The sequence below is a fragment of the Isoptericola sp. NPDC055063 genome (genome assembly GCF_053608125.1).
The window spans coordinates 151,479-170,527 of record NZ_JBSGUW010000006.1; the positions used below are offsets into that span (position 1 = coordinate 151,479).

Consider the following 19,049-nt stretch of genomic DNA (forward strand, 5'->3'; position numbering starts at 1 on the left):
TAGAAACGTCCCCGTTCGTGGGACCCCGCGATTGCCGCGTTCTCGAGGGCGAAACCGTCGAACGTGGCGACCCTGCCTCTCCCCGCCGCGCCCCGCGGCGGTGACCCGCGCCGCGGCGCGAGGGGCGTGCGGAGTGCTGCAGGCGGCGCGCGGAGGCGGTGAGGGGAGCTACGGGCAGCGCGCGGAGGTGGTGAGGGGCTACGGGCAGCGACTGGAGGAGGCGAGGGGAGGCGCGGGCAGGCTGCGCGCCGGGAGGAGGGCGCGGCCGGGCCGGACGGGCTGGCGTGCGGAACGAGACACGCGCGCCGCCCTCACCCGCCTCGCGGCCCCTCAGGGGCACACTGACCTGGGTGGACACCGATCCTGACCTGCCGCCGCTGCCGGCGCAGCTCGACGAGGCGCTGGCCCGCTTCGACGAGTTTCTCGAGGTCCAGCGAGGCCATTCGGCCCACACGCGCCGGGCCTATCGGGCGGACGTGGGTTCGCTGCTGCGGTACGCCGTGCGCCACGGGGTGACGGACCTTCCCGGCGTGGACGTGGCGATGCTGCGCGGCTGGCTCGCCACGCAGGCCGAGCGCGGGCTGGCGCGGGCCACGATCGCCCGGCGCGGCGCCGCGGCCCGCACGTTCCTGCGCTGGGCCTACCGAGTGGGCCTGGTGGCCGGCGACCCGACTGCTCGCCTCGCCAGTCCGAAGGTGCCCCGCACGCTGCCGACGGTGCTCAGCGCGGAGGCCGCGTCGGCGCTGCTCGACGCCGCACGCGAGACCGCGCACGCCGCGGAGCCCGACGACCGACCCGCGGCGCTGCGCGCCTGGGCGGCGGCGGAGCTGCTGTACGGGAGCGGGATCCGGGTCGGCGAGCTCGTCCAGGTGGACGTCCCGGCCGTCGACCTCACCGAGCGGCTCGTGCGGGTGCTGGGCAAGGGCGGCAAGGAACGGGTCGTGCCCTTCGGGGTGCCCGCGGCGCGCGCCGTGTCGGAGTGGCTCGCGTCCGGCCGGCCGGCGCTCGTTCGGCCGGGCTCCGGTGCCGCGCTCCTGCTCGGCGCGCGCGGCGGACGGTGGGGGCAGCGTCAGGTCCGCGACGCGGTGCACCTGCTGGCCGCGAAGGCCGGGGTCGAGGACGTCGCCCCGCACGCGCTGCGGCACTCGGCGGCCACCCACCTGCTGCAGGGCGGGTCCGACCTGCGGTCCGTGCAGGAGGTCTTGGGGCACTCGGACCTCGGCACCACCCAGCGGTACACCCACGTGGACGACGAACGTCTCCGCAAGGTGTTCGTGCAGGCCTTCCCCCGCGCCTGACCGGGCGCCCGAGCTCCCCCGCCGCCGCGCGCTCGTCCTACGCGCCGCGCCGGACCACCCGGTAGCGCAGCGACGTGCGGGCGCCGACGTCCTGGACGCTCACCTTCTCCAGAGTGGTGCCTGGCGGCACCGATCCCGGACCGTCGCCGAACAGGCGGACGCCCCCGCCGAACAGGACCGGCACGACGTCCACGGCCAGCTCGTCGACGAGCCCGCCGGCCATGAGCTGGCGGAACAGGTTCGCGCCGCCGATGAGGCTCACGTCGCGGTCGCCCGCCGCCTCGACCGCGCGCGAGACGGCCTCCTCGACCCCGCCCGTGACGAACGTGATCCAGAGCCGTTCGTTCCGCTTCGGCGCGACGGGCGGCGGCTCGTGCGTCACCACGAAGATCGGCACCTGGTACTCGTAGCCGTCCGCGTATCCGTCGGGGTCCTCGGCGAGGTCGTAGGTGCGGCGGCCCATGAGCACCGCGCCGGTCTCCTCCTGCAGCTGCTGCATGTACGCGGTGCTCTCGGGTGAGCCGAAGTCCGCGTACAGGGCTCCGAAGTTCCCGCCGGCGTCCTGCACGTACCCGTCCAGCGACACGGTCGCCCCCGCGATCACCTTGGCCATGACATCTCCCTCGTCGAGCGTGCGGTCGCGAGGAGAGACGGTCGCGCGGCGCCGTACTCATCTGTCCCGCCCTCACGGGCCGCCGGGGAGCAGGACGATCGGGGCGTCCTCGCCGACGAGCGCGAGCGGGTCCAGGTAGACCTCGCCGCGCAGCACGCCCCAGTGCAGGCACCCGGCAGGTGCGCAGTGCCCAGGGGTTCGGGCGAGCGAGCCGATCGTGTCGCCGCGGCTCACGGCGGTGCCGAGGTCGACCCCGGCTGTCACCGGCTCGAACGTCGACCGCAGGCCGCCGGCATGCGTGACCACGACGACCGGCTTGCCCGCGACCGAGCCGGCGAAGGACACGGTCCCGTCCGCCGGCGACCGCACGGGCTCGCCCACCGCCGCGGCGAGGTCGACGCCGCGGTGCCCGGCCTGCCATCGCTCGGCCGGCGGGTCGAACTCGTGCAGGACCGGACCCGGCACGGGGCGCGCCCAGCCGCCGCGCGGCGCCAGGTCGCCGGCCAGGTCGCCGGCCAGGTCGCCGGCCAGGTCGCCGGCCAGGTCGCCGGCCGCGTCGCCGGCCGCGTCGCCTGCGGGGTCGCCTGGGGGGTCGCCTGGGGCGCCTGGCCCCGCGCTCGCGGGGACGCCGGCGGGGCTGGTCGGCACAAGCGCGTGGCCCGCCGCTGCCGCCGGGACCATGGCCGTCGTCGTCGCGCCGACCGTGCCCGCCGCGTCGGTCACACGTGTCCACTCCGCCACGGAGCGCCCGGCGAGCTGCAGGCCGGTGCCGGTCGACCAGGTCGTGACGGGAGCACGGACGCCGCCCCGATTGCTGGCGCCCGCATCGAGGCCGCCCCCGACGACGACGGCCGCGGCGCCGAGCAGCAGCGCCAGCCCGGCGAGCAAGGCCACACGGGCGGCCCCGCGTGCTGCAGGCCAGCCCGGCACGGACGCGTCGGCCGGGGGCAGTGGCGTCGGCGACGAGGCGTGTGTCGGCGTGGAAGCGTGGGGTGGCGTGGAACCCGGAGCTCGTGGCGCGTTCGGGCGGGGGAACGGTGCGCCGGGGGCGGAAGTCATGCGGGCAGCCTGACCGGGCCCGGCCGGCGGTGGTGCGGCGGCGTTCGTCGCTGTGGACGAAGGTGTCCTGGGGGCAGGCTCCGATCCGGGCGATCGCTGGGGGACGGCGTCGGCGACGGGCAGCACCCGCGGGCGGCACCGGGTGTGACGAGGCCGGTCCGGGGAGCGCCGGATCGCCCCTTCCCGTCGGGTAGACTGGTGGGTGCGATCGGCTTGTGCCTCGCCCCCCGACCTCTCGGTGTTTCGTGTCCGTCCTCGACGGTCCCGGCCCGCCGACCGGGTGGTGCGGAACGAGCAGGTCGACATCGCGCGTCACGTACGCGCCCCGCGTCCCGGTCCGCCGGTCGCAGGGTGCGGCCGCGTCGGCAGCGGTCCGAGCCCGGTCTCCCGGGAGCGGTGCCGGCCCGGCGTGACGCCAGGGGTGGTGGGCCAGATGCCCGTCACCGACGAACCGAGTACCGCGACCGGACTCCTGCCGAGGGTGCAGGGCCGGTCGCCTGACGCGCGTGCCGCCCGGATGATCCGGCGCACGCGGCGAAAGGACGTGTCATGGCCGTCGTGACCATGCGCCAGCTCCTCGAGAGCGGTGTCCACTTCGGGCACCAGACCCGCCGTTGGAACCCGAAGATGAAGCGCTTCATCTTCACCGAGCGCAACGGCATCTACATCGTCGACCTCCAGCAGTCGCTGTCGTACATCGACCGCGCGTACGAGTTCGTCAAGGAGACCGTCGCCCACGGCGGCACCATCCTCTTCGTCGGCACCAAGAAGCAGGCGCAGGAGCCGGTGGCCGAGCAGGCCGCCCGCGTCGGCATGCCGTACGTGAACCACCGCTGGCTGGGCGGCATGCTCACCAACTTCACCACCGTGCACAAGCGCCTCCAGCGCCTCAAGGAGCTCGAGGAGATCGACTTCGACGACGTCGCCGGCTCCGCGCTGACGAAGAAGGAGCTCCTCGTCCTGCGCCGCGAGAAGGACAAGCTCGCGCGCACGCTGGGCGGCATCCGTGACATGGCCAAGACGCCGTCGGCGGTCTGGGTCGTGGACACTAACAAGGAGCACCTCGCCGTCAACGAGGCCCGCAAGCTGGGCATCCCCGTCGTCGCGATCCTCGACACCAACTGCGACCCCGACGTCGTCGACTACGCGATCCCGGGCAACGACGACGCGATCCGCTCCGTCACGCTGCTCACCCGCGTGATCGCGGACGCCGCGGCCGAGGGCCTCATGCAGCGCCACTCGGGCAAGAAGGGCGAGGCCGACCAGACCGCCGAGGCCGAGCCGCTGGCCGAGTGGGAGCGCGAGCTCCTGGCCGGTGCCGGCATGCTCGACGTCAAGAAGGCGCTCGACGAGGCCGACGGCAACGCCGAGCAGGCGATCGAGATCATCCGCAAGAAGGGCCTGGCGCGCGCCGCCAAGCGCGAGGGCAACGCGACCACCGAGGGCCTCGTGGCCGTCAAGGTCGAGGACGCCGCCGCCGGCCAGGTCGCCACGATGATCGAGCTCGACGCCGAGACGGACTTCGTCGTCAAGAACGCGACGTTCGTCGCGCTCGCCGACTCGGTGCTCGAGGCCGCCGCCGCCGCGGGTGCCACGGACGCCGAGTCCGCGCTCGCCGCCCCGGCCGCCGAGGGCACCGTCGCCGACGCGATCGCCGCGCAGGGTGCCACCCTGGGCGAGAAGATCGTGCTGCGCCGCGTGGCCCGCCTCGAGGCGCCGAAGGTCACGACCTACCTGCACAAGACCGCCAAGGACCTGCCGCCGTCGATCGGCGTGCTCGTCGCCACGGACGACGCGGCCGAGCCCGTCGCCAAGGACGTCGCGCAGCACATCGCGGCCCTGGCCCCGCGGTTCCTGTCCCGTGAGGACGTCCCGGCGGACGTCGTCGAGAAGGAGCGCGAGATCGCGCGCGAGGTTTCGATCGCCGAGGGCAAGCCCGAGGCCGCTCTGCCGAAGATCGTCGAGGGTCGCCTCAACGGCTTCTTCAAGGACGCGGTCCTCGTGGACCAGCCCCTGGCCAAGGACACGAAGACGACGGTCGCCAAGCACGTCGCCACCACCGGCGGCAACCTGCTGGGCTTCGTCCGCTTCCGCGTCGGCAGCTGACAGCCGCCTGCGTCCAGGCCCGACCGCACCGTGCGCGGTGCGGTCGGGCCTGTCGCATACCCACCCGCGCCGGCTGACGGGGCGGGATCCGGCGTCCGGTGCCAGGATGCGCGGAGGGTGACCACCTTCGGTCGGGCGGCGCGGGCCCGACCACGCCCGCGGCGTCGAGCGCCGCGCGGCGACGCAGGACATGCCGACGAGGCATGCGGAACAGACCGAGAGAGCGACGGTGACGCACGTGACCGAGACCAACCAGACCGAGCCGACCGCCGCGGCGGGCGAGGACGCACCGGCACGCCGGGTGCTGCTGAAGCTCTCCGGCGAGACCTTCGGCGGCGGCAGCGTGGGCCTGGCCACCGACGTCGTGCGCCGCATCGCCCAGGAGATCGGCGACGCCGTCCGCCAGGGCGTGCAGGTCGCGATCGTCTCCGGCGGGGGCAACTTCTTCCGCGGTGCCGAGCTGTCCCGGGCGGGCCTGGACCGTGCCCGCGCCGACTACATGGGCATGCTCGGCACGGTGATGAACTGCCTGGCGCTGCAGGACTTCCTGGAGCAGGACGGCGTGACCACCCGCGTGCAGACGGCGATCACCATGGGGCAGGTCGCGGAGCCGTACATCCCCCTGCGGGCGATCCGTCACCTCGAGAAGGGGCGCGTCGTGATCTTCGGCGCCGGGGCGGGCATGCCGTACTTCTCCACCGACACGGTGTCGGTGCAGCGCGCCCTGGAGACGCACTGCGACGAGGTCCTCATGGGCAAGAACGGTGTCGACGCCGTCTACTCCGCGGATCCGCGCACGAACCCGGACGCCGAGCGGCTCGAGCACCTGACCTACACCGACGCCCTGGTGCGCGGCCTGAACGTGATGGACGCGACCGCGCTCTCGCTGTGCCGGGACAACGACGTGCGCATGCGCGTCTTCGGCCTCGAGGAGCCGGGTAACGTGACCCGCGCGCTGCTGGGCGACAAGATCGGCACGCTGGTCACCACGCACTGACGCTGCGCGGTACCGAGCACGACCCACCGACGAGCACGACGAGCACGACGACGAGAATGGAGCACCGGTGATCGACGACACCCTCCTCGAGGCCGAGGAGAAGATGGACAGGGCGATCGAGGTCGCCAAGGAGGACTTCGCAGGCATCCGCACCGGCCGTGCGAACGCCGGCATGTTCTCGAAGATCACCGTGGACTACTACGGCGCGCCCACGCCGCTGCAGCAGCTCGCGTCGTTCAACATCCCGGACGCGCGCACGGTGCTCATCTCCCCGTTCGACAAGGGCTCGATGACGACGATCGAGAAGGCGCTCCGCGAGTCCGACCTCGGCGTCAACCCGTCGAACGACGGCAACGCGATCCGCATCGTCATGCCCGCCCTCACGGAGGAGCGCCGCCGCGACTACGTGAAGATGGCGAAGACGAAGGCGGAGGACGCCCGCATCTCCGTGCGCAACGTCCGCCGCAAGGCCAAGGAGGAGCTGGACCGCATCGTCAAGGACGGCGAGGCCGGCGAGGACGAGGTGGCCCGTGCCGAGAAGGAGCTGGAGTCGCTGACGAAGAAGCACGTCGACGCGATCGACGTGCTGCTCGCCGGCAAGGAGAGCGAGCTGCTCGAGGTCTGATGGTGACCCATCCCCTCGAACCGGGCGAGGACGCGTCCCCGCTCGATCCGGCCACCGGCGGTGCCACAGGCCCGACCTCGTCGCGCGCGGGCCGCAACCTGCCCGCGGCGATCACCGTCGGGGTGCTCCTGCTCCTCGGCGTGGCGGCGTCGCTGTGGTTCCGACCGGAGCCGTTCGTGGCGGTCGCGGCCGTCGCGGTGGGCGCGGCGCTCTGGGAGCTGCGCCAGGCGTTCGCGCGGCGCGACATCCGGCTGCCCATGCTCCCGCTCCTGGTGGGCGGCGTCGGCATGGTGGTCTCGGCATACACGTCGGGGCCCGAGGCGCTGCTGGTCGCGTACGTCCTGACGGTGGGTGCAGTGGTCGTCTGGCGGGTGCTGGACGGCCCGGGGCCGCAGGCCCTGCGCGACTCGGCGGCAGCCGTGTTCGCGGCGACGTACGTGCCGTTCCTCGCGGGCTTCGTGCTCCTGATGCTGGCGCAGCCGGACGGCGAGCTGCGCGTCGCGCTGTTCATCCTGCTCGCCGTCGCGAACGACACCGGCGGCTACATCGCCGGAGTGACGATGGGCCGCCACCCGCTGGCGCCCACCGTGAGCCCGAAGAAGACGTGGGAGGGCCTGGCGGGATCGGTCGTCCTCGCCACGGCGGTGGGCGTCGCGGGCGCGGTGCTCGCCCTCGGCGCCAGCCCGCTGCTCGGCGTCCTCCTCGGGGTCCTCACCGCGATCACGGCCACGGTGGGCGACCTCGCCGAGTCGCTCATCAAGCGCGACCTAGAATTGAAGGACATGGGTTCGCTGCTCCCGGGCCACGGGGGCGTGCTGGACCGCCTCGACTCGCTGGTCGTCACCGCACCGTTCGTGTACCTCGTGCTCACCATGGCGCCGTCCGGCGCCCTGTAAGGAACCTGTCATGCCCCCCACCCCCACCCGCGCGGCGACGTCCGGCACCGACCTCGGGATCCCCGCGGTCCGGCCGGGCGACGAGACCGCACCCCTCCCGCTGCAGATGGCGCCGCGCCGGCGGGGCAAGCCGCCGAAGCACTTCGCCGACCTCACGCCGGCGGAGCGCGTCGCGTCGATGGAGGCGATGGGGGAGAAGCCGTTCCGGGCCAAGCAGCTCGCCACGCACTACTTCCAGCACTACACGTCCGACCCGGAGCAGATGACCGACCTGCCGGCGAAGACGCGCGAGGCCATCGCGACCACGATGTTCCCGCCGCTCATCCGCCCCACACGCCGCCTCGAGGCCGACGGGGGCACGACGGTCAAGACGCTGTGGCACCTGTTCGACGACGCCAAGGTCGAGTCGGTGCTCATGCGCTACCCGCACCGGACCACGCTGTGCGTGTCGTCCCAGGCGGGCTGCGGCATGGCGTGCCCGTTCTGCGCGACGGGGCAGCTCGGCCTCACCCGCAACCTCTCGACGGCGGAGATCCTCGAGCAGGTGCGCGCCGCGAACCGGTCGCTCGCGGAGGGCGAGATCCCCGGCGGTCCCACGCGCCTGAACAACCTCGTGTTCATGGGCATGGGCGAGCCGCTGGCGAACCCGAAGGCGGTCTTCGAGACGGTGCGCGCGCTGGTCGCGCCGCAGCCCGAGGGTTTCGGCATGTCGGCGCGCAACATCACCGTCTCCACGGTGGGTCTGGTGCCCGCGATCGAGAAGCTGACGAAGCTCGAGATCCCGGTGACCCTGGCGCTCAGCCTGCACGCGCCCGACGACGACCTGCGCAGCGAGCTCGTGCCGATCAACACCCGCTGGAGCGTGGACGAGGCGCTCGACGCCGCCCGACGCTACTTCGAGGTCACGGGCCGCCGCGTGTCGATCGAGTACGCGCTCATCAAGGACATGAACGACCACGGCTGGCGCGCCGACCTGCTGGGGGAGAAGCTCAACGCCCGCGGTCGCGGCTGGGTGCACGTCAACCCCATCCCGCTCAACCCCACGCCCGGCTCGATCTGGACCGCGAGCGAGCGTGATGTCGAGGACGAGTTTGTGGCACGCTTGCGCGGGCACGGCATCCCCACCACGATCCGTGACACCCGCGGGAGCGACATCGACGGCGCCTGCGGGCAGCTGGCTGCGGAGGAGGACGAGTGAGCGCACTGTTCAGCACGGTGTCCGCGATGCGCACCGGGTACGACCGCGACGAGGTCGAGGACTTCTTCGACCACGCGCGGCAGGCCTACGAGGGACGCACCGCGGAGCCCCTGTCGCACGCCGACATCCAGGTGTCGACGTTCGACCTGGTGCGCGGCGGGTACGACACGCACGAGGTCGACGCGGCGCTGGACCGGCTGGAGGCGGCGTTCATCGCGCGCCAGCGCGCCGAGTACGTCGCGGCGCACGGGCAGGAGGCCTGGATGGCCGCCCTCGCCGACCGCGCCCGCACGATGTACGGGCGCCTGGGCCGGCCCGACGGCGAGAAGTTCGCCCCGGCGGAGCGTGGCGCTCAGGGTTACGACACCGACGACGTGGACGCGCTGTGCGACCGGCTCGTCGCGTACTTCGACCGCCAGGAGCCGCTGACGTCGTCCGAGATCCGCTCGGCCACGTTCAGCCGCGCCAAGGGCGCGGACGCGTACGCCGAGGGCCCGGTGGACCGGTTCTTCGCCCGCGCGATCGAGGTGCTGCTCGGGGTCGAGTGACCTCGGCACCCGCATCGACGCGCGCCCGCAGGGGCCGCCGACCTCCGGGTCGGCGGCCCCTGCGCAATTCGTGATGGCCTGGGCCGTCGTGGTGGCCGGCGTCAGCCCGCCGGCGACGACGCGGCGGCCGCCTCGGACAGCAGCGCGGCGTGCTCGGTGCGGGCGAGGAATTCGCGGATCGTGTCGCGGCTTCGGGTGAGGCAGGCGATGCGGTCCTCGATGCCGCCGAGCTCGCCGGCGAGCAGCTCCGCGACGGTCCGCGGGCAGGTGGGGTGGTCCTGCGCGCTCGCGTCCTCCATGTCGAGGAGCACCTTGACGAGCCGCGTGGGGATCCCGGCGCGGACCATGCCGGCGACCCGCCCCACCCGCTCGACGTCGGCGTCGCCGTAGTCGCGGTAGCCGTTCGCCGCCCGCTCGGCCGTCAGCAGCCCCTGCTGCTCGTAGTACCGCACCAGTCGCGGCGCCACCCCGGTGCGCCGCGCCACCTCGCCGATCCGCATGCCGGCCTCCCGCCGTCGCCCGCTCGCCCCGGGCCCCGCCGCGGGGGCCCTTGACATTGACATCGATGTCAAACTCTAGCGTCGGTGGCATGACGACACCACGCCCCACCGCCCTCGTCCCCGACCGGCTGCCGTGGCCCTCCCTCCTCGTCCTCGGGGCGGCGACCTTCGCGATGGTCACCGCCGAGATGCTGCCCACCGCGGTGCTGCCGCAGATGAGCTCCGGCCTCGGGGTGCCCGAGGCGCGGACCGGCCTGCTGGTGTCGGTCTGGGCCGCCGTCGTCGTGGTCGCGAGCTTCCCCCTGGTCCGCCTCGTGCGGGGCCGGGACCGGAGGGCGGTCATCGCCGTCGCGCTGACCGTGCTCGCGGCGTCGGCGGCGGCCACTTCGCTCGCCCCGTCGTACGGCGTGGCGGTGGGCGCCAGGCTCGCGGGCGCGGCCGCCGTCGGGCTCCTGTGGGCCAGCGCCAACGCGCACGTGGCCGATCTGGTGCCCGACCGCCTCCTCGCGCGGGCCGTCGCCGTGGTGCTCGGTGGCGCGACGCTCGGCATGGTGCTCGGGACCCCGGTCGCGAGCCTCGTGGCGCGCGCCGCGGGCTGGCGCGCCGCCTTCGGCGGGCTGGCCGTCCTCACGCTCGTGGTGGCCGTCGCCGTCCGCGCGCTGGTCGCCCGGTCCTCTGCGGCTCCCGTCCCCGTCGCCGCCCGCCCGGACGGGGTGCCGGGCGGTGCGCCGGGCCGGGTGCCGGGGGCCGGTCCGATGGTCGCGGTCACCGTGGTCGTGGGCGTCCTGCTCGTCGGGCACTACGGCGCCTACACCTTTGTGACGCGGATCGTCGAGTCCCCGGCGGCCGGGATCCCCGGCGGCGTAAGCGCCCTGCTCCTGCTCTTCGGCCTGGCGTCTGCCGCGGGGGTCGTGCTGGCGGGGCGGTACGGCGCACGGACCTCGCCCGGGCTCGCCGTCGCCGCGGGCGGGACGGCGCTCTCGCTCCTCGGCCTCGCGACCGTCGACGGGCGCCCGGCGCTCGGGGTCGCCGTCATCGTGGCCTGGGGCGTGAGCTCGGGCGCGCTGCCCCCGCTCGCGCAGACCCTGATCCTGCGGCTCGGCGGCCCGGCCCGGCGCGCCACGGCGGGCGCGCTCATCCCCGTCGTGTTCAACGGGGGGATCGCCGTGGGGGCGGCGGCCGCGTCCCTCGTCGTGGCGCGGGGAGGCGTGGACGCCCTGCCGGTTCCCGCGGCGGCGGTGGTCGCGGCGACGACGGTCGCGCTCGCTGTGGGCGCCTGCAGCTGGTCCGACCGCGCGCCGTCCGGCGGCGAGCCGCGGCGGCGGCCCGGTACTCCCGCCGTCGCCGCGTCTCCCCGGGCCGGGCGGTGACCTGAACGCGGTGCCGGGTCAGGAATGCCGGGTCAGGTGTGCCGGGTCAACAGTGCCGGGCCACCGGGCGGCCGGTGCCGGTGTTGAGGTAGGCGTCCGAGACCCAGTTGCTGCGGCCGATCCTGTACCAGAGGTTCGTGGTGCCGCGGCTGCCGGAGACCCACTGCCCGCGGGAGTAGCACAGGAGCGGTACCCGGGCCGTGTTGGCGGCGAGCCCCGTGCGCGCCCGCGCGGTGCTCGGCCCGGACCGGACGTTGAGGGTGCGCCCGTTCGTCACGACGATGCCGGTGCGGGCCGAGCCCTGCCACAGATATGTGACGTCGATCCAGGCGTTGCGCGGCAGGAGCAGGCCGTGACGGTACGTGCCGTCGGCGAGGTCGATGCCCGCGGGGTTGGTGACCTTGCGCCCGTACAGGTCCCGCCCGCCGTTGTACCCGAGCCGGTACGCGGCGGAGGCCTCCGGGGTGCCCTTGGGCAGGCTGCGCGCGGCGTGCCGCGTCGAGCTCCAGTAGTCGTCGACGCTGTTCCAGGGGCCGACGTCCCACACCGGCGCGTACTCGCAGCGGGTGCTGCCCGCCCGGCACACCCGGACGGAGTACGCGCCGGAGCCCTTCGGCGAGAGAGCGCGCCGTGAGGGGAGCGCGACGAAGTGGTCGTTCTTGCGGATCTTGTGCCCGTTGGCGGTGCGCTTGCCGACCAGACCTTCGCGGGTCGCGTAGATGCGGTGTGTCTCGCCGTCGCCGTCCGCTGCGGCCGGGGCGGCAGTGGCCACGACCGAGCCGGACACGAGGACGACGAGACCGGCAAGTGCCGCCACGGGCCTCTTACCGACTATCACGCGATAAGTACGCATGTTTGCGAACGTAACCGGCCTCACACCCGTCCGCGACCGGGCGCGGACGCCTGACGTCGGGAAGTCAAGCACCGGCGCGGGTGAAGTCTGGGCATCTCCGCGGCGTGTCGCCGGGCCCGCCGGACGGCGTCGCACACCACCGCACCGCCGCCGTCGCGCGCCTGGGATGATGGGCGACATGTCCGCCGACGCACCCCGCACCGTGACACTCCTCGGCTCCACCGGCTCGATCGGCACCCAGGCGATCGACGTCGTCCAGGCGCACTCAGGGAGGTTCCGGGTCGAGGCACTGAGCGCCGGCGGCTCGGACGTCGCGCTGCTCGCCGAGCAGGTCGCCGTCACGGGCGCGCGCGCGGTCGCCGTCGCCGACGCCGGGCGGGCGGAGGACCTGCGGACCGCGCTGGCCGACCGCCTTGGCCAGGGCGCCGCGGGCGTCGAGGTGCTCGCCGGCCCCGACGCGGCCACCGAGCTCGCCGGGCGCGGCAGCGACGTCGTGCTGAACGGCATCACCGGGTCCGTCGGCCTGCGCCCCACGCTCGCGGCGCTCGCGGCCGGCTCCACGCTGGCGCTGGCGAACAAGGAGTCGCTGGTGGTGGGCGGGTCACTCGTCAAGGCCGCGGCGGCCCCCGGGCAGATCGTGCCGGTGGACTCCGAGCACTCGGCGATGGCGCAGGCCCTGCGCAGCGGCGCGCGTGCCGAGGTGCGCCGGCTGATCCTCACGGCGTCGGGCGGACCGTTCCGCGGCCGCAGCCGCGACGACATCAAGAAGGCCACGGCCGAGGAGGCGCTCGCGCACCCGACGTGGTCGATGGGACCCGTCGTGACGGTCAACTCGGCCTCCCTGATGAACAAGGGGCTCGAGCTCATCGAGGCGCACCTGCTGTTCGACGTGCCGGCGGACGACATCACCGTCGTGGTGCACCCGCAGTCGGTGGTGCACTCGATGGTCGAGTTCCGCGACGGCTCCACGATCGCGCAGGCGTCGCCGCCGGACATGCGGCTGCCGATCGCCCTCGGCCTGTCCTGGCCCGAGCGGCTGGACGTCGTGTCGCCGCCCTGCGACTGGACGCAGGCGTCGTCGTGGACGTTCGAGCCGCTCGACGAGGCGATGTTCCCCGCCGTCGGGCTGGCACGCGCCGCCGTGGCCGCCTCGGCGACGCACCCCGCCGTCTACAACGCGGCGAACGAGCAGGGCGTCGCGGCGTTCCTGGCCGGGCGCATCGGCTTCCTCGACATCGTCGAGACGGTGGAACGGGTGCTGGGCGAGCATGACGGCGTGGCCGCCGCCGACGTCACGCTCGAGGGCGTCGAGGAGGTCGAGCGCTGGGCGCGGGAGCGCGCGGACGAGATCCTCGCGCGGTCCTGACGAACCCTGCACGCGCGCGGGCACGGGGCGGCACGGCGGGTGCTCCGAGGTGACCTAGGCTCGTGGCCGTGGATCAGATTCTCGCCTGGGTGGTCGGCATCGGCGTGATGGTGGTGGGCCTCGCCCTCTCCATCGGCCTGCACGAGCTGGGCCACATGGTGCCCGCCAAGAAGTTCGGTGTGCGCGTCAGCCAGTACATGGTGGGCTTCGGGCCCACGCTGTGGTCGCGCACGAAGGGCGAGACCGAGTACGGCGTCAAGGCGATCCCGCTGGGCGGCTACGTGCGCATGGTCGGCATGATGCCGCCCGCGCCGGAGGGCGCGCGCCGCCGCGACGGCTTCTTCGGGCAGGTGATCGCCGACGCGCGCGAGGCCTCGGTGAGCGAGATCCGCCCCGGCGAGGAGCACCGCGCGTTCTACCGCCTGTCCACGCCGAAGAAGCTCGTCGTCATGCTCGGCGGGCCCGTGATGAACCTGCTGATCGCCGTGGTGCTGACCTTCGTGATCCTCGTGGGGATCGGCGCGGCGACCATCACCACCACCGTCGGCTCCGTGACGGCGTGCGTCCCGGCGTCCACCACGGCCGAGGGCGCCCCCGTGTGCGGCGCCGGCGACCCGGCGTCGCCCGCCGCCGAGGCGGGGCTGCAGCCCGGCGACGAGATCGTGGAGTGGGACGGCACGGCCGTCACGTCGTGGGACCAGCTCTCGGGGATGATCGCGGACACGCCGGACCAGGAGGTCCCGGTGGTGGTGGAGCGCGACGGCGCGCAGGTGCCGCTGACCGTCACGACCGCGGACCGTCAGGTCCCCGTGACGGACGCGGACGGCGCCGCGAAGGTCGGCGCCGACGGGCAGCCCGTGACCGAGACCGCGGGCTTCCTCGGCGTGACGCCGACGCAGGAGTACACGCCGCTGCCGTTGTCCACCGTGCCCGAGGCCGTCTGGCAGCAGGTGTCCGGCACGGCCGCCATGGTCGTCACCCTGCCGGTCCGCGTCGCCGACGCGGCGGTGCAGGCCTTCACCGACGAGCCGCGGTCGCAGGACTCGGTCCAGTCCGTGGTGGGCGTGGGGCGCATGGCGGTCGACGTCGTCGAGGCGGACCAGCCGGTCGTCACGACGCTCCAGTACCTGCTGAGCATCCTCGCGGCGCTCAACGTGGCGCTCTTCGTCTTCAACCTCATCCCGCTGCTGCCGCTGGACGGCGGGCACGTGGTGAACGCGCTGTACGAGGGCGCCAAGCGCACCGTCGCGCGCGTGCGCGGCCTGCCGCTGCCCGGCCCGGCGGACGTGGCCCGGATGATGCCGGTGGCCTACGTGATGTTCGTGCTCCTGATCGGGACCGGCGCGATCCTCATCGTCGCCGACGTGGTCGACCCGGTCCGGCTGATGTAGCCCGCCCTCAGGACGCCTTGCCGGGAGGGGCGGTCGGCTTCGTCGACGGCGTGCTCCGGTTGTCCTGCGGGTCCGTGGGGCGGTTCGACGGGGTGGGCTTCGGGTCCTGCGTCGGCTTCGACGCCTGCGTGGGCAGAGTGCCGTTCCCCGTGGTGGGCGTGGGGGACGGCGTCGGCTCGTCCGTCGGGGAGGGCGTCGGGTCCTCGGACGGGGTCGTGGTCGGCGACGGCTCGCCGGTGGGCGTCGTCGGGTCGGCCGCCTCGTCGGAGGTCCGGACCACGTCGGTGCCGTCGGTGCCGGGCGGCGTGCTCGTCGGATCGCCCTTCGGCTCGTCGGCCGCGCCCGGCCCGCGGGTCTCGGCGGGGTCGGGGAGGAGTTGGTCGGACGGCACCCGGGCCGCCTCGAGCGCCGACGGGACGCTGGGTCGCTCGGGCAGCCCGGTCGGCCACACCCCGATGACGATGACGGCCGCCATGATGCCCCCGACCGCTGCCGCGCCGCCCCACCAGGCGGTCTCCCAGCTCGCCAGGCCGCGCCGGCGGCGGCGCGCGAGGTCGTCGGGCAGGTGGCTGCGCAGGGCCGCGATGCTGTTGGCGGGGGCGAGGAGGAACCCGATGCCCTGGAGGCACAGGAGCGCCCCCACGGCCACGGCGGAGACCGTGCCCTGGGCGATCGCCACCCCGCCCACCGTGACGGCCACCAGCCCCACGACGAGCTCCGTGAGGTTCGCGCGCAGCGCGTAGGCGGCGCTGAGCTCACCCCGCTGCTTCGGGGTGCGCAGGAATACGCCCTCGCGGGCGAACAGGCCGCGCACCGACGCCGACGCGACCACCCAGCCGAGCGCCACCCACAGGCCGAACGCGCCGAGGGCGTCCCGCCATCGCGCCCCGGAGCTGCGGCGGGTGAGGACGACGGCCCGGCTGAGGCCGAGGAGCACCAGCACCACGGTGCAGAGCACGAGCACGTCGGACAGCCGGCGCACCACGGTGCCCGTCCCGAGGACGGCGTCGGCCGCGCCGAGGAGCAGGAACCCGGTGAAGATCACCGAGGCGACGTCGCCGAACCACTGGAGGCCGCCCACCAGGTAGGCCCAGCGCTGGGCGAGGGTGAGACGGTTGGCGGCGGTGGGGCGGCCGGGCAGCAGCGAGCGCCAGTGCATGCGCAGGATCTGGATTCCGCCGAAGCACCAGCGGAAGCGCTGGCGCTTGAGGGCCTCGAACGTGAGCGGCATGACGCCGCGGCCGTACGAGCGGTCGACGTGCATGCCCCGGCCGCCGGCGCGCAGCAGGCGCAGCGAGAGCTCCGCGTCCTCGGTGATGCACCACTCGTCCCAGCCGCCCTGGCCCTCGAGCGCGGCGCGCCGGATGAGGCCCATGGTGCCGCCGAAGATCGCGCCGTTGCGCTCGTTGCGGGAGGCCTGCGAGACGTCGAAGAAGTAGCTGTAGGAGTAGTACAGGCGCCGGAAGTAGGCGGAGACGTCCCAGTCGCGGTAGTCCTGCGGGGTCTGCAGGAAGCTCAGCTCGGGGTCGGCGAACATCGGCGCGCAGTCGGCGAGGAAGTCCGGCTCCACCAGGTAGTCGGCGTCGATGATGCCGATGATCTCGGCCCGCGGGTCCATGTACCGCAGGGCCAGGTTCAGGGCGCCGCTCTTGAAGCCCTCGAGGTTCTCGACGTGCAGGAACTTCAGGCGGTCGTGCGTGGCGCAGAACGCCTCGACGGGGCGCCAGAGGGACTCGTCGGTGGTGTTGTTGTCGATGACGAGGATCTCGTAGGCGTCGTAGCGCTGGCGCAGCAGCTGTCGGAGGGTCGCCACGACCATGTCCGGCGGCTCGTCGTGGGTCGGCACGTGCAGGCTGACGAACGGCCGCGCGGACCCGGTGGCGGTGTGCCGCGGGTCGACCGACGCCGGCCACTGGCGGCGCGTGAGCACGTCGACGAACTCCCACAGGTGGCCCAGGCCGATGAGGGCGACGAAGGCCTCGACGAGCCAGAGCAGCCCGCTCGCGACCGCGGCCCCCGGCGCGAGCGACGCGGTGACCGTCCAGAGACCCGTGTAGGCGAGGAACGTCACGGAGGCGAGCACGCTGAGCGCCCAGGCGGTCAGCCCGCGCACCGCCCACGACCTGCCGGCCGGCCACCACGCGAGGACGGAGCCGCCGACGACGGCGGCGGCCACCCCGGCGCGCGCGGGCGGGGCGTCCAGGAGGGTGGCCAGCACCCCGGCGGCCAGGGCGAGCCCGAGGGCGACCGCGAGGACCGTGGCCGCCGGGCGGGGCTCGGCGTGCCGGCGACGGCGGCGTCGGCCGGTGACGAGCACCAGCGCGGTGGCGGGCAGCAGGAGGGCGACGGTGACCACGAGGATCAGCCCGAGGAGCGAGAGCACCGCGACAGAGTAGTGGACCGTACGGCGGCGCCCGGCCGTGTCCGCCACCTCCGACGACCGCCGCCCCGGTAGTGTCCACAGCGGCACCGTGCGTCGCGCCCGCGCGTCGTACCCGGAACGAGGAATGGGCCCGATGACCCGGCACAGCCGCCACACGCGCATCCTGGAGCTCGCCGCCGAGCGGGGCGAGGTCACCGTCGACGAGCTGGTCGCGGAGCTCGACACGTCGCCCGCGACGGTCCGCCGCGACCTCGTGGAGCTGGCCAGCCAGCAGCTGGTCACCCGCACCCGCGGAGGGGCGCGCACCACGGCGGTCGCCTACGACCTGCCCCTGCGCTACAAGACCGCGCGCCGGGCCGACGAGAAGCACCGGATCGCCGCGCACGCCGTGTCGCTGCTGCGGCCGGGCGACGTCGTCGGGCTCAACGGCGGCACCACGACGACGATGGTGGCCGAGGGCATCGCCACGGACCCCGACCTGCAGGGGCTGCGCGACGGCGAGCGCCTCACGGTCGTGACGAACGCGGTGAACATCGCCCACGACCTCACGGTCCGCTCGCACGTGCGCATCATCGTCACGGGCGGCACGGCGCGGACTCGCTCCTACGAGCTGGTGGGGCCCCTCGCGGTGCACACGCTCACCCAGGTGACGATCGACGTCGCCTTCCTCGGGGTGGACGCGCTCGACGCCGAGCACGGCGGCATGGCCTTCCACGAGGGGGAGGCGGAGATCAGCCGCCTCATGGGCCGCGCCGCCCGGCGCACGGTCGTCGTCGCGGACTCGACCAAGCTCGGCGAGCGCGCCCTGGCCCCGTTCGCCGACCCGGCCGCGATCAGCCTCGTCGTCACGACGACGGAGGCGGACCCGGAGCAGGTCGCCGCGCTCCGGGACGCAGGCATCGAGGTGGCCGTCGTCTGACGGCCGTCGTCGGCCTGCCCGCCGTCGTCAGTCGGCGCCGCCGCCGAGCAGGCGCAGCAGCCGCGCCACCTCGTCGGCGACGGCGTCGCGGGCCGGGCCCACGTACTTCCGTGGGTCGACCAGGCGCTCGTCGGCGTCCAGGCGCTCGCGCACCGCGCGGGTGAACACGCCGTTGAGGTGCGTGGAGACGTTGATCTTGGTCATCCCGGCGCGCACGGCGCGCACCAGCTCGTCGTCGGGGACTCCGGAGGAGCCGTGCAGCACCAGCGGCACGTCGACGGCCTCGCGGAGCCGGGCGATCCGGTCGAGGTCGAGCGCGGCGGTGCGGTCGGTCATCGCGTGCGACGACCCGACGGCGACGGCGAGCGCGTCCACGCCGGTGTCGGCGACGAACGCCGCGGCCTCACCCGGGTCGGTGCGCACCCCGGGGGCGTGCACGCCGTCCTTGCCGCCGACCTCGCCGAGCTCGGCCTCCACGAACACGCCCGCGGCGTGCGCGGCGCGCACCACCTCGGCCGTGGACGCGACGTTGTCGTCGTAGGACAGGGCGGACCCGTCGTACATCACCGACGAGAAACCGAGGTCGATCGCCTCGGCCACCAGGTCGCGGTCGTCCGCGTGGTCGAGGTGCACGGACACGGGGGCGTCCGTGGCGCGGGCGAGGGCGAGGCACGCCGACCCCACGGGCGCGAGCGACCCGTGGTAGCGGACGGCGTTCTGGCTCACCTGCAGGACGACGCCCGTGCCGACGCGCTCCGCGGCGGTCACGAACGCCTCGGCGTGCTCGAGCTGGACGACGTTGAACGCGCCCACCCCCCGGCCGGCGCCGCGGGCGGGGGACAGGAGGACGTCGGTGGTGACGAGGGGCACGGGTTTCTCGTTTCGGGGTCGGAGGTCGGAGGGCGGGTGTCGGGTGTGGGGGACGCG

17 protein-coding genes are annotated in these 19,049 nt (G+C 74.3%); 11 read left to right on the plus strand and 6 right to left on the minus strand.

The features are described from left to right. Positions 1–350 precede the first annotated feature (350 nt). On the plus strand, positions 351–1,298 hold the full coding sequence (locus ACWF41_RS09300) for a tyrosine recombinase XerC (protein ID WP_380324036.1): 948 nt from the start codon (positions 351–353) through the stop codon (positions 1,296–1,298). Positions 1,299–1,335: 37 nt separating this feature from the next. Here ACWF41_RS09300 and ACWF41_RS09305 read toward each other — a convergent pair whose 3' ends face one another. Both ACWF41_RS09305 and ACWF41_RS09310 read right to left on the minus strand, forming a co-directional pair. After that, the gene (locus ACWF41_RS09305; protein WP_380324033.1) at positions 1,336–1,911 is read right to left on the minus strand and encodes a dihydrofolate reductase family protein; all 576 of its coding nucleotides are present in this window, start codon (positions 1,909–1,911) and stop codon (positions 1,336–1,338) included. A gap of 72 nt (positions 1,912–1,983) precedes the next feature. Then, positions 1,984–2,805 (minus strand): murein hydrolase activator EnvC family protein, encoded by an 822-nt coding sequence (locus ACWF41_RS09310; protein ID WP_380324030.1) that lies wholly within the window; start codon positions 2,803–2,805, stop codon positions 1,984–1,986. A 714-nt stretch (positions 2,806–3,519) separates the two neighbouring features. Between ACWF41_RS09310 and rpsB the strand changes: the two genes are divergently transcribed. The 6 genes from rpsB (at position 3,520) to ACWF41_RS09340 (ending at position 9,340) form a co-directional block, all read left to right on the plus strand. After that, positions 3,520–5,076: a 30S ribosomal protein S2 gene (rpsB, locus tag ACWF41_RS09315; RefSeq protein ID WP_452182404.1), complete on the plus strand. Its 1,557-nt coding sequence runs from the start codon at positions 3,520–3,522 to the stop codon at positions 5,074–5,076. A 229-nt stretch (positions 5,077–5,305) separates the two neighbouring features. Beyond that, complete coding sequence (gene pyrH / locus ACWF41_RS09320; protein ID WP_380326771.1) at positions 5,306–6,073, plus strand: UMP kinase; 768 nt, start codon at positions 5,306–5,308, stop codon at positions 6,071–6,073. A gap of 67 nt (positions 6,074–6,140) precedes the next feature. Continuing rightward, positions 6,141–6,698, plus strand: a complete 558-nt coding sequence (frr, locus tag ACWF41_RS09325) for a ribosome recycling factor (RefSeq protein WP_380326774.1) — start codon at positions 6,141–6,143, stop codon at positions 6,696–6,698. Between the two features lie 2 nt (positions 6,699–6,700). Further along, the gene (locus tag ACWF41_RS09330) at positions 6,701–7,594 is read left to right on the plus strand and encodes a phosphatidate cytidylyltransferase (RefSeq protein ID WP_380326777.1); all 894 of its coding nucleotides are present in this window, start codon (positions 6,701–6,703) and stop codon (positions 7,592–7,594) included. 10 nt (positions 7,595–7,604) lie between these two features. Then, positions 7,605–8,792, plus strand: a complete 1,188-nt coding sequence (gene rlmN, locus ACWF41_RS09335; protein ID WP_380326780.1) for a 23S rRNA (adenine(2503)-C(2))-methyltransferase RlmN — start codon at positions 7,605–7,607, stop codon at positions 8,790–8,792. Continuing rightward, the gene (locus ACWF41_RS09340) at positions 8,789–9,340 is read left to right on the plus strand and encodes a DivIVA domain-containing protein (protein ID WP_380326783.1); all 552 of its coding nucleotides are present in this window, start codon (positions 8,789–8,791) and stop codon (positions 9,338–9,340) included. The genes rlmN and ACWF41_RS09340 overlap by 4 nt, the downstream gene beginning before the upstream one ends. 101 nt (positions 9,341–9,441) lie before the next feature. Here the strand turns inward: ACWF41_RS09340 and ACWF41_RS09345 are convergent, their stop codons facing one another. Continuing rightward, a complete protein-coding gene (locus tag ACWF41_RS09345) occupies positions 9,442–9,840 on the minus strand; it encodes a MerR family transcriptional regulator (RefSeq protein WP_380320480.1) in 399 nt (132 codons plus the stop codon). Positions 9,841–9,929: 89 nt separating this feature from the next. On the opposite strand from ACWF41_RS09345, the gene ACWF41_RS09350 reads away from it, so the two are divergent. Continuing rightward, positions 9,930–11,210, plus strand: a complete 1,281-nt coding sequence (locus tag ACWF41_RS09350; protein WP_380320483.1) for an MFS transporter — start codon at positions 9,930–9,932, stop codon at positions 11,208–11,210. A gap of 46 nt (positions 11,211–11,256) precedes the next feature. Here ACWF41_RS09350 and ACWF41_RS09355 read toward each other — a convergent pair whose 3' ends face one another. Beyond that, the gene (locus ACWF41_RS09355; RefSeq protein ID WP_380320486.1) at positions 11,257–12,027 is read right to left on the minus strand and encodes a hypothetical protein; all 771 of its coding nucleotides are present in this window, start codon (positions 12,025–12,027) and stop codon (positions 11,257–11,259) included. Between the two features lie 214 nt (positions 12,028–12,241). On the opposite strand from ACWF41_RS09355, the gene dxr reads away from it, so the two are divergent. Together dxr and ACWF41_RS09365 are read left to right on the plus strand one after the other, a co-directional pair. Continuing rightward, complete coding sequence (dxr, locus tag ACWF41_RS09360) at positions 12,242–13,429, plus strand: 1-deoxy-D-xylulose-5-phosphate reductoisomerase (protein ID WP_380320489.1); 1,188 nt, start codon at positions 12,242–12,244, stop codon at positions 13,427–13,429. Positions 13,430–13,497: 68 nt separating this feature from the next. Continuing rightward, complete coding sequence (locus ACWF41_RS09365) at positions 13,498–14,820, plus strand: M50 family metallopeptidase (protein ID WP_380320492.1); 1,323 nt, start codon at positions 13,498–13,500, stop codon at positions 14,818–14,820. Positions 14,821–14,827: 7 nt separating this feature from the next. On the opposite strand, the gene ACWF41_RS09370 is transcribed toward ACWF41_RS09365, so the two are convergent. Next, the gene (locus ACWF41_RS09370; protein ID WP_380320495.1) at positions 14,828–17,203 is read right to left on the minus strand and encodes a glycosyltransferase; all 2,376 of its coding nucleotides are present in this window, start codon (positions 17,201–17,203) and stop codon (positions 14,828–14,830) included. 133 nt (positions 17,204–17,336) lie between these two features. Between ACWF41_RS09370 and ACWF41_RS09375 the strand changes: the two genes are divergently transcribed. Then, positions 17,337–18,122, plus strand: a complete 786-nt coding sequence (locus ACWF41_RS09375) for a DeoR/GlpR family DNA-binding transcription regulator (protein ID WP_380320498.1) — start codon at positions 17,337–17,339, stop codon at positions 18,120–18,122. Positions 18,123–18,149: 27 nt separating this feature from the next. On the opposite strand, the gene ACWF41_RS09380 is transcribed toward ACWF41_RS09375, so the two are convergent. Beyond that, positions 18,150–18,992, minus strand: a complete 843-nt coding sequence (locus tag ACWF41_RS09380; RefSeq protein ID WP_380320501.1) for a class II fructose-bisphosphate aldolase — start codon at positions 18,990–18,992, stop codon at positions 18,150–18,152. Positions 18,993–19,049: the final 57 nt, after the last annotated feature.

Bases quoted from the DNA above. Each gene is read 5' to 3' on its own strand.
- ACWF41_RS09305 (WP_380324033.1), bottom strand. From the start codon at position 1,911: ATGGCCAAGGTGATCGCGGGGGCGACCGTGTCGCTGGACGGGTACGTG.
- rpsB (WP_452182404.1), top strand. From the start codon at position 3,520: ATGGCCGTCGTGACCATGCGCCAGCTCCTCGAGAGCGGTGTCCACTTC.
- rlmN (WP_380326780.1), top strand. From the start codon at position 7,605: ATGCCCCCCACCCCCACCCGCGCGGCGACGTCCGGCACCGACCTCGGG.
- ACWF41_RS09345 (WP_380320480.1), bottom strand. From the start codon at position 9,840: ATGCGGATCGGCGAGGTGGCGCGGCGCACCGGGGTGGCGCCGCGACTG.
- ACWF41_RS09350 (WP_380320483.1), top strand. From the start codon at position 9,930: ATGACGACACCACGCCCCACCGCCCTCGTCCCCGACCGGCTGCCGTGG.
- dxr (WP_380320489.1), top strand. From the start codon at position 12,242: ATGTCCGCCGACGCACCCCGCACCGTGACACTCCTCGGCTCCACCGGC.
- ACWF41_RS09375 (WP_380320498.1), top strand. From the start codon at position 17,337: ATGACCCGGCACAGCCGCCACACGCGCATCCTGGAGCTCGCCGCCGAG.